Consider the following 10203-nt stretch of genomic DNA (forward strand, 5'->3'; position numbering starts at 1 on the left):
GCATATCGCCTCATATGACGCGAACCCCCTGCCTCGTACGGGTGGCCCGGCCACCGCCGTTCACCCGAATCGGGACCTCCGCCGGCGCTGCCCGGCGGCCGGCATGCGGTGGCGCCGGCGGTAGGAGAGGGTGACGGCCCCCAGCAGCGGACCCCAGGCGACCAGCGGCAGGTAGACGAAGCCGACGAGGAGGGCGCCGCGGGCTGTCATCGCCCCGCGGGCCGTCATCTCCTCGTGCGGCAGCAGCCACCACAGGGCGAACGGGGTCCACAGCAGCGTCAGGGCCACGGCCCCCGCCCCGGCGACGGCCGCCACCACGCGCGGCGCCGGCCGGCGCCCGCCCGCCCACGGCACCCACCGCGGCAGCACCTCACCCCAGGGCCGCACCAGCCCCAGGGTCAGCAGCGCCAGCAGTTCGCTCACCACGCTCAGCGCCACCACGTACACCCGGCCCCAGCCGGGTATCCCGGCCTCCGCGTACCCGGCCCCGGTGTACCCGGCCAGGAACCCGGCGGCGAGGGACACCCGCCAGATCCCGCTCGGCAGGGTCAGCAGGGCGGTGACATGGGCGGCGCGGACGGCCCAGCGGGGCGCTGCCGGAACGCCCCGGCGGAGGTGTGGTGTGGTCATGCGCACCAGCCTGCCGCCCGCTCCGCGCCCCGGCGTCGCCCTGGAGGACGGCCCGCCGGGCAGCCCCGCGCAGGAGCCCGCGGCCCCCTTCTCCCCCGCGCGGGGGAGACCTGCGTAAATACGGAAAACGCCCCGGACGAATTGACGTCCGGGGCGTGCGTCTGCGTATATTCGTTGATTCACGCCTACTATTGAAATGAGGGCGTGAGGAAGCTTTGCAGGGACATCGTATCGCGCAGGGAGCGAAATTGTCAAACAAGGAATTCCAGAGCGAGCAGCAATTCATCGACATGCTCTACGCGCGCCTCGAAGACCTGCGGGACAAGGCCGAACGCGCCGTCAAGGGTGCCCTGGCCGCGAACGGTAACGGATTCCAGGCGCGGCTGGAACGCGATGTCATGGTCGCCGAGCAGTCCGGGCTGCTTTCCGCTCTGAACGCCGCCGAGCACGGCCTGTGTTTCGGCCGCCTGGAGTTCGCCGACGGCCGCGACCACCACATCGGCCGGATCGGAATCAGACAGGACGACACCGAACGCACCCCGCTCGTCCTCGACTGGCGCGCCGACGTCGCGCGGCCCTTCTACCTCGCGACCGGCCACGTCCCCATGGGCCTGCGCCGCCGCCGCCACATCACCACCCGCGGCCGTGAGGTCACCGCCCTGCACGACGAGATCCTCGACCTCACCGACACCGAGCGCACCGGCTACGAGGGAGCCGACGCCGACGCCGTGCTCCTCGCCGCGCTCGACGCCGCCCGCACCGGCCGCATGCACGACATCGTGCAGACCATCCAGGCCGAGCAGGACCGCGTCATCCGCTCCCCGCACCAGGGCGTCCTGGTCGTCGAGGGCGGCCCCGGCACCGGCAAGACCGCCGTCGCCCTGCACCGCGCCGCCTACCTCCTCTACGCCCAGCGCGAGCTCCTCGGCAAACGCGGCGTACTGATCGTCGGCCCCAATCCCGCCTTCCTCGGCTACATCGGGGAGGTCCTGCCCTCCCTCGGCGAGACCGGGGTCCTCCTGGCCGCCCCCGGCGACCTGTTCCCCGGCGTCCGCGCCACCGGCACCGACCGTCCCGGCGCCGCCGAGGTCAAGGGCCGCGCCGCCATGGCCGAGGTCCTCGCCCGGGTCGTCGCCGACCGCCAGACCCTCCCCGAGGGCGTCCCGGCGGGCAGCGGCGAGGACAACGACCGCGTCCCCGAGCCCGCCCTGGAGATCGACCACGACGACTACGGCACGCTCCTGCTCGACCGCACCATGGCCCACGCCGCCCGCGACCGGGCCCGCGCCACCGGACTGCCCCACAACCTGGCCCGCCCGTACTTCGCGTTCTCCGTCATCGACGCCCTCACCGAGCAGCTCACCGACCGCCTCGGCGCCGATCCCTACGGCGGCCCCAACCTCCTCGGCCCGGACGACGTCGCCCAGCTCGGCAAGGAGATCGCCACCAGCGCCGACGTCCACGCCGCCATCGACACCCTCTGGCCGCACCTGACCCCCCAACAGCTGGTCTCCGAGTTCCTCGCCGACCCCACCCACCTCTCCGAGGAGGACGCCGCGCTGGTCCGCCGCCCCGCCGGCGACACCGACGACTGGACCCCCGCCGACGTCCCCCTCCTCGACGAGGCCGCCGAACTCCTCGGCGTCGACGACACCGCCGAGCGGGCCGCCGCCGAACGCGACCGGCTGGAGCGCGTCGCCTACGCCCAGGGCGTCCTCGACCTCTCCCTGGGCTCGGAGTCCTACGAGTTCGAGGACATGGAGAAGGAGTACCTCGCCGCCCACGACGTCATCGACGCCGAGCGGATGGCCGAGCGGCACGAGGAGGCCGACCACCGCACCGCCGCCGAACGCGCCGCCGCCGACCGGACCTGGGCCTTCGGGCACGTCATCGTCGACGAGGCGCAGGAACTGTCCGAGATGGCCTGGCGGCTGCTGATGCGCCGCTGCCCCACCCGCTCCATGACCCTCGTCGGCGACCCGGCGCAGACCGGCGACGAGGCGGGCTGCGGCTCCTGGAAGCGGATCCTCGACCCCTACGTGGGCGACCGCTTCGACCGCGTCCGGCTCGGCGTCAACTACCGCACCCCCGCCGAGATCATGGAGGTGGCCGCCGCCGTGCTGCGCCACCACCACCCCGGGTTCGAACCGCCCCGCTCGGTCCGCTCCACCGGCGCACGGCCCTGGGTGCGCGAGACCGGGGACCTCGCGGCCGCCGTCGCCGAGGGCGTGCGCGACACCGCACCCGCCGAGGGGCGCCTCGCCGTCATCGCCCCGCGCCCGCTGCACCCGGCGCTCGCCGACGCGCTGCCCGGCGTACGGGCGGGGGAGGAGCCCGACCTCACCCGGCCCGTGGTCCTGCTGGACCCGCGCCAGGCCAAGGGGCTGGAGTTCGACACGGTGATCGTCGCCGAGCCCGCGCAGTTCCCGCCGAGCGACCTCTACGTGGCCCTCACCCGGGCCACCCAGCACCTGGGCGTCGTCCACACCGGGAGCCTCCCGGACGGGCTCGCGGACCGCACCGGCTGACCGTCGAGGTCCGGCCATTCGCCGCGCGGCGAGTGGCCGGATTCGCCTGGGCGCCCGGGGAGTCGGCCGTCGTAGTGTGGCGAGATGCCTGTTTCCGACATCGTTCCCCTCAGCCCGGACTTCGACGCCGACCCCCACTCCTTCTTCGCGAAGCTGCGCGCGGCGGGGCCGGTCCACCTGGTCAGCGATCCGAACACCCGCCTTTCCGAGCCGTACTGGCTCGTCGTCGGCTACGAGGAGGCCCGGGCCGCGCTGACGCACCCGGGCCTGCGCAAGGACTGGCACGCCACGGACATGTTCCCGGAGTTCGAGCGCACCGCCGCCAACGCGAACATGCTCGAATCCGACCCGCCCCACCACACCCGGCTGCGCCGCCTGGTGGCCCGGGAGTTCACCGCCCGCCGGGTGGAGGCGATGCGGCCGCGCGTCGAGCAGATCACCGACGGGCTGCTGGACGCGATGGCCGCCCGTCCCGAACGGTCGGCCGACCTGATCCGGGACCTGGCCTTCCCGCTGCCCATGACGGTCATCTGCGAGCTGCTCGGCGTCCCCGACCTCGACCGCGAGAGCTTCCGCGAGTGGTCCAACGACGTCGTCGCCCCCAAGCCCGGCACCCTGGACAACACGGCCCAACGCCGGCTCAGCGCCTACCTCGTGGACCTCGTCGCGGCCAAGGCCGAGTCCCCGGGGGACGACCTGCTCAGCGCGCTCATCCGCACCCGCGACGAGGACGGCGACTCGCTCTCCCCCGACGAGCTGATCGGCATGGCCTTCCTGCTGCTGGTCGCCGGGCACGAGACCACCGTCAACCTCATCTCCAACGGCGTACGGGCCCTGCTCGCCCACCCCGACCAGCTGGCCGCGCTCCGCGCCGACTGGGACGGGCTGCTCGGCGGGGCCGTGGAGGAGATGCTCCGCTACGACGGCCCCGTCCAGAACTCCACCTACCGCTACACCGGCGAGGACGTGGAGATCGGCGGTGTGGTCATCCCCGCCGGCCAGGCCGTCCTGGTCTCGCTGGCCGGCGCCGGCCGCGACCCCGAACGCTTCCCCGAGCCCGACGTGTTCGACATCCGCCGCGCCCCGGGAGGCCACCTCGCCTTCGGGCACGGCCTGCACTTCTGCATCGGCGCCCCGCTCGCCCGGATGGAGGGCCGCATCGCCGTCCGCGGCCTGCTCGAACGCTTCCCGGACCTGGCACTGGATCCGGCCGGCGGTCCGCTGGAGTGGCTCCCCGGGGCCCTGATGCACGGGGTGAGCCGCCTTCCGGTCCGCTGGTAGCCGCCCCGTCGGGAACCCGCCCCCCGCCCGGCCGGACCGGACCGGGCCGGGGCGGATCCCGGTCACCGAACACGGTTTGGACTGCCCGCCGGATCCTCAATACGATCCGGCGATGATCACAAGAAAACGGCTGGCGGCCGGGGCCTGCGGCCTGTTCGTCGCCTTGACCGCGGGGCTCTTCCCGCAGACCGCAGCCGCTGCCGACGGGCCGGCCAAGGAGCCGCCCAAGGTCGAGCTCGTGCTCGACGTCAGCGGCTCCATGCGCGCCAACGACATCGACGGCCAGTCCCGCATGGCCGCGGCCAAGCAGGCCTTCAACGAGGTCCTGGACGCGGTGCCCGACGAAGTCCGCCTGGGCATAAGGACCCTGGGCGCCACCTACCCGGGCGAGGACCGGGCGCTCGGCTGCAAGGACACCAAGCAGCTCTACCTCTACCCCGTCGGCACGGTCAACCGCACCGAGGCCAAGACCGCCGTCGCCACCCTCGCCCCCACCGGCTGGACCCCCATCGGCCCGGCCCTCCAGGCCGCGGCCCAGGACCTCGACGGGGGCAACGCCACCCGCCGGATCGTGCTCATCACCGACGGCGAGGACACCTGCGCCCCGCTCGACCCCTGCGAAGTGGCCCGTGACATCGCCGCCAAGGGCATCCACCTCGTCGTGGACACCCTCGGCCTCGTCCCCGACGCCAAGACCCGCTCGCAGCTGACCTGCATCGCCGAGGCCACCGGAGGCACCTACACCTCCGTGGCCCACACCGCCGAACTCTCCGGCAGGGTCAGACAGCTCGTCACCCGCGCCGCCGACCCCGTCGCCACCCCCGTGGCCGCCGAGGGCGCCAAGAGCTGCGAGAACGCCCCGGCCCTCAAGGCCGGCCTCTACAGCGACCGCGAGACCTTCGGCGAGCACCGCTGGTACAAGGTCGACGTCCGCCCCGGCCAGGAACTGCGCGCCTCGGTGAGCATCGGCGCCGACCGGGCCGTCAACAACGACTACGGGATCCTGCTGCGCGCGACCACCGTCCACGGCCGGGAGATCGTCCGCGGCTCCGAGGCCGGTGACGGCCGCACCGACGTGATCTCCACCGGCCTGCGCTACCCGAAGGCCGAGGCGGACGGGGACGAGGCCGACAAGCCCGAGACCGTCTGCCTCCAGGTCAGCAACTCCTTCTCCGCCGGACCGGCCGTCAAGACCGCACCCGGCATGCCCGTCGAGCTGACCGTCGATCTCGTCGACGGCCCCGACGACGGCTCCGACGTGGCCTCCTTCGGCCTCGGCCGCGGCTGGTGGCTGATCGGCCTGCTGGTCCTCACCGGCCTGCTGGCCGGCCTGGTCTGGGGCTGGATCTCGCGCTGGCGCATCTCCGTCTGGAGGACCAACTGATGCGTACCGTACGCACCCTGGCCGCCGCCCTCCTCGCGGGCGCGGCCCTGCTGGCCCCGGCGGCCGCCGCCACCGCCGCCCCGAGCCCCACGCCCAGCCCGGGCGGGGGCACCGGCAAGGACGGCAGCGCCCCGACCGAGGCCGGTACGGGCTTCCGCACCGCGGCCCTCTTCCGGCCCGGGCAGAAGGCCACCGCCTCGGCGTCCACCGGTGACTACCTCTACTGGGCGGTACCCGCCGACACGGGCCAGCGGCTGACCGTCCGGGCCACCGTGACCCTGCCGGAGTCCGCCGCCCGGCACGGCGCGCAGACCTGGCAGCTCGACCTGTACGACGGGCTGCGCCGCCGGCAGGCCTGCACGTACGGCAACCAGCACGTGGCCGCGGCCAAGGAGGCCGCCTCCGTGGAGCTCTCCTGCACCCTGCGCACGGTCCGCTCCGGGGCCGAGCCGTGGTCGAACGACCCGCTGCCGGGCAGCTACTACGTCCGCCTCACGGTCGTCGGCGTGCCCGAGGACGACCACGGCCTGCCCGTGAAGGCGCAGGTCGAGGCCGAGGTGAAGGAGACCGGCGGGGCGCAGGCGGTGGACGCCGCCCTGGCCGAGCCGCTGGTCCCGGGCATCGCGGGCGCCTCGGAGCAGCAGCGCGAGGCGCGTGCGCCGGAGGGCGGCTGGTCCGGCGGCTGGTGGTCCGACCGCTGGCTGTGGACCGCGGCCGGAGGGGTGCTCGGGGCCCTCGCGGGCATCTGGGGATACTCCGTGACCAGGGGTTCGGGCCGCCCGGCCCGGCCGCAGGGCTGAACGCGCGCCGCACCGGTACCCGGTACCGGTGCGGCGCACCCGGGCGGTGCCCCCGTACCGTGCCGGACCATCATCCGGCCACGGAGCGTGGGCTATGTTGGAAGAAGAGTGACGTGAGAAGGAGGCCGCCGGTGTCATCGGGGCAGCAGGCACGCGCGCAGGCAGCCGCGATCACGCCCAGCCAGAGCCCGCCCCCGGAGCGGGAGAAGCCGGCGGCGGAGCGGCTCCTCGCGCTGTTCGACGGCCGCAGGCTCTCCCCGGGCCAGCGGCGGATCGCCCAGTACCTGATCGACCACCTCACCGAGGCGGCGTTCCTGTCCATCACCGAACTCGCCGAGCGGGTGGGGGTGAGCCAGCCCTCCGTGACCCGCTTCGCCGCCTCCCTCGGGTTCAGCGGCTATCCGGCCCTGCGCGAGGTGCTCCAGCCGATGGCGCTGAGCGCGGTCGCCGGGGCACCGCCGACACCCGGGAGCAGATCCGCCACAACGAGCTCCAGGCCGCCGTCGACGCCGAGATCGAGAACCTCGAGAACGTCCGGCGCCTGCTCGCCGACACCAACCAGGTGCTGGGCATCGGCCGCGAGCTGGCCCGTTCCGTCCCGCTGACCGTGCTGGGCCTGCGGATCTCCGTCTCCCTCGCCGAGTACTTCGCGTACGCGGCCCGCCGCATCCACCCCGACGTGCGCCTGGTGACCCGGGGCGGCAGCGTGGCCTACGACGCCCTGCTCCAGTCCCGGGCGGCGGGCGGCAGCTGGGTGCTCGCCTTCGCCATGCCCCGGCACGCCAACGAGACCCTGGCCGCGCTGCGGGCGGCCCGCAGCACCGGACTGAGGGTGGTCCTGATCACGGACCCGACGGTGGGACCGCTGGTGGAGGAGGCCGACGTGGTGCTGACGGCGGGCACCGGTTCGCGGCTGGTCTTCGACTCCTACGCGGCCCCCGGCATGCTCTCCGCGGCCCTGCTCCAGGCGATGGCGGACGCGGACCCCGAGCGGACCCAGGCCCGGCTGGAACAGTACGAGCAGGCCGCCGACCAGCACGGTTTCTTTATGTAAGGGCGATTTTCACCCGATGTGCACCGGGCTGAAGCGGGGATATTCATGCCCTGGGGATGCATGAAATTTTTCATTCCCTTGCTTACTCGACGGTATATATGTTTACTGACGCAGGCGCTCCGGATCCCTCAGACGCCAAGGCGGCCGTTCCCCGCGACCGCCTCGAACGGACACCCAGTACGCCGAACCTCCTCACGGCGGCACCGGGTGTCGGGTCAGGGCTTACGGATCCCCCGGAGGAGCGCCCCTGGCGGCCTCGGTCAACCCCTGGGCCGAGGCCGCCCCCTTTGCTCCACCAGTCTCTCGATCAGAGTTCCACACCCCTCGGAAGTGACGAGATGCCCCAGACGGCCACCCTCACGCGCAGCCCGGACTGGCCCCTCCAGGTCAAGGCCCCCGGCACGCACGACTGGGAACGCAGCGCCACGCGCTGGCTGCGGGACCTCCTCCCGGCCCGCTACGGCAGCTATCTGACGCTGACCCGTCACCACGCCCTGCTCGCCCGGCATGTGCAGCTCCAGCTCCAGCACGAGATGCGCGCGGTCCGCGTGGCCCTGCACACCAGCCGCGCCGAGCTGCCGACCATGGGCGTCGCCGAGTCGGTCATCGAGAACACGATACGGATGTACGCCATCGAGCTGGAGCAGCTCGGCCGGCTCTCCCGCGGCGCGCGCCTGGTCTCCGACGCGCTGCTGGCGGCGGCCGGCCCTGGCCAGCGCAGGCGCTGACCCGGGCCGGCCGCGGGCGGTCAGCCCTGGCAGAGGCCGCGCGCGTAGTCGTACGTCGCGGTCGCCTGCGAGTACTTCCACTGCGGGGCCAGCAGCGAGTCCGCCACCTGGCGCGCGGCGGACGGGCTCTCGACGACGTAGCCGAAGTCCTGGAGCCAGGACGGGTACAGGTTCTTCGAGCCGATGTAGAAGGCCGCGTCGTCCACCGAGACCAGCTTGTGGTGCTGGGCGTACGGCTTGCCGTCCGCCCACGTGGCCCGGTCCGCGGCGCGGAAGGTCGCCAGCTGCAGGTTCTCGCACATCGCGGTCTTCGACCTGCGCTCGTCACCGGTCAGCGCGGTCAGCCGGCCGCGCAGCGCGTCGCTCACCTCGTTCAGGGACTTGATCTGCGAGTAGCCGCCGCTGCCGACCGCCCCGCGGTTGGCCGGGTCGCTGACGACGATGCGCACCTTGACCCCGGCGGCCAGCTTCGCGGCCAGGGTGTCGTAGAGGCGGACGTCGTAGCGGGGCAGCGGCGGGCAGGTCGCGTGCAGGTCCTGCTGGGAGATCTCGACGTGGCTCTTCGCGCTGGCGACCAGCGCGCGCAGGGCGCTCTCCTCCGGGTTGACGGTGTCGTAGTCCCGGTCGGCGTTGGTGTAGTCGTGCACCCCGATGCCGCACCTGGTGTCGGGCGCGCCCGGCAGGACGGGGTTGAACGCCGAGGCGGGGTCGCTCTCGCGGATGCCCACGCCCAGGCCGCCGACCGCGAGGGCCGGGACGTCGCCGCCGCCGGCCGGGGCGGCGGGCCGGGGCAGGGTGGGCATGCAGCCCGCGTCGTTCGAGGACGCGAACCAGACCGAGGACCAGCTGCTCTTGTTGCGGCAGGTCCAGTCCCACAGGGTGTCGAGGTAGCGGCCGGCGGAGCCCGCCGCCGGACCGGACAGCGCCAGGTCGACGTCGTTCACCGGGTGGGCGGTGTCGAGGTAGTCGTCCTTCCAGCTGTTGATGCCGCCGGTGATCACCGTGCCGCCGTCGACCACGACGAGCTTGGAGTGGTTCCAGGAGAAGCCGGTCTTCGAGGTCGTCATCGAGGCCACGTTGAGGGTGACCGACGCCGCCGCCGGACCCAGCTTGGCGATCAGCTCGTCACGGTAGGAGGACGGGATCACGTTGGCGTGGTAGACCGGCGCGGCGCCGACCAGGACGCGCACCTGGAGGCGGTTGCCCTGCCGCACCGACTCCTTCAGGCCCGCCACGATCGCGTCCTGGAAGGCCCCGTTCGGGAACGGCGCCAGCGTGGATATGTCCACGCTCTGCTTCGCCTTCCCGATGTCCTCACGCATCTTGTCCAGCAGCCGGCGCGAGCCCGGGCGGTCGGTGCAGGAGGGGTCGCCCCAGCAGCCGGGCGTCTGCAGCAGCCAGTCGGAGCCGCCGGGGGCGGAGGCGCCGAGGCGGTTGCCCGAGGTGCGTTCCCAGACCGAGCCCTCCAGGCCCGGGGAGGACTGGCGGACGGCCTGTTCGGCGGCGTCCAGGTGCGGGGTGGGGGAGTCGGCGAAGGCCGGGGTCGCGGGGAGCAGGGTGAAGGAGAGCGCGAGCGAGAGGGCCGTCGTGCGGACGGTGCGTGCCAATGTGGTTCCTCGGTCAGGGGGGTGGCTCGGACCGGAGGGCGCGGCACCGGGAGGGAACCGCGCTCCGACCTTGATCAACTCGCGCAAGTTACCAGTCCGTAAGGTGCTGTTCATCCGGCCTGGTCTGCTTCCGGCCACCCCGCCGGGCCGCCACCGGGTGCGTGCGGGACGGCAGGCCCCCGGCCGGCGGT

General features: G+C 73.4%; 7 protein-coding genes and 1 pseudogene. 6 read left to right on the plus strand and 2 right to left on the minus strand.

Annotation, left to right across the window (positions count from 1 at the left end; genetic code table 11):
- Positions 1-60: 60 nt before the first annotated feature.
- Positions 61-630, minus strand: a complete 570-nt coding sequence (locus VR44_RS25930) for a hypothetical protein (protein ID WP_045950015.1) — start codon at positions 628-630, stop codon at positions 61-63.
- Between the two features lie 290 nt (positions 631-920).
- On the opposite strand from VR44_RS25930, the gene VR44_RS25935 reads away from it, so the two are divergent.
- The 6 genes and pseudogenes from VR44_RS25935 (at position 921) to VR44_RS25960 (ending at position 8405) form a co-directional block, all read left to right on the plus strand.
- The gene (locus VR44_RS25935; protein WP_045950016.1) at positions 921-3158 is read left to right on the plus strand and encodes a HelD family protein; all 2238 of its coding nucleotides are present in this window, start codon (positions 921-923) and stop codon (positions 3156-3158) included.
- Positions 3159-3242: 84 nt separating this feature from the next.
- Positions 3243-4439 (plus strand): cytochrome P450 family protein, encoded by a 1197-nt coding sequence (locus VR44_RS25940; RefSeq protein WP_045950017.1) that lies wholly within the window; start codon positions 3243-3245, stop codon positions 4437-4439.
- Positions 4440-4551: 112 nt separating this feature from the next.
- Positions 4552-5823 carry a VWA domain-containing protein gene (locus tag VR44_RS25945; RefSeq protein ID WP_045950018.1) on the plus strand — a complete coding sequence of 424 codons (1272 nt, stop codon included), beginning with the start codon at positions 4552-4554 and terminating at the stop codon, positions 5821-5823.
- Positions 5823-6623 carry a hypothetical protein gene (locus VR44_RS25950; RefSeq protein ID WP_045950019.1) on the plus strand — a complete coding sequence of 267 codons (801 nt, stop codon included), beginning with the start codon at positions 5823-5825 and terminating at the stop codon, positions 6621-6623. Before VR44_RS25945 ends, VR44_RS25950 begins: the two co-directional genes overlap by 1 nt.
- Before the next feature lie 131 nt (positions 6624-6754).
- Positions 6755-7677, plus strand: a pseudogene (locus tag VR44_RS25955) (MurR/RpiR family transcriptional regulator).
- A 338-nt stretch (positions 7678-8015) separates the two neighbouring features.
- Positions 8016-8405 carry a hypothetical protein gene (locus VR44_RS25960; RefSeq protein WP_045950020.1) on the plus strand — a complete coding sequence of 130 codons (390 nt, stop codon included), beginning with the start codon at positions 8016-8018 and terminating at the stop codon, positions 8403-8405.
- A 20-nt stretch (positions 8406-8425) separates the two neighbouring features.
- On the opposite strand, the gene VR44_RS25965 is transcribed toward VR44_RS25960, so the two are convergent.
- Positions 8426-10012, minus strand: a complete 1587-nt coding sequence (locus tag VR44_RS25965; protein WP_045950021.1) for a phospholipase D-like domain-containing protein — start codon at positions 10010-10012, stop codon at positions 8426-8428.
- Positions 10013-10203 lie beyond the last annotated feature (191 nt).

This window comes from Streptomyces katrae (assembly GCF_000966975.1).
Taxonomy (GTDB): domain Bacteria; phylum Actinomycetota; class Actinomycetes; order Streptomycetales; family Streptomycetaceae; genus Streptomyces; species Streptomyces katrae.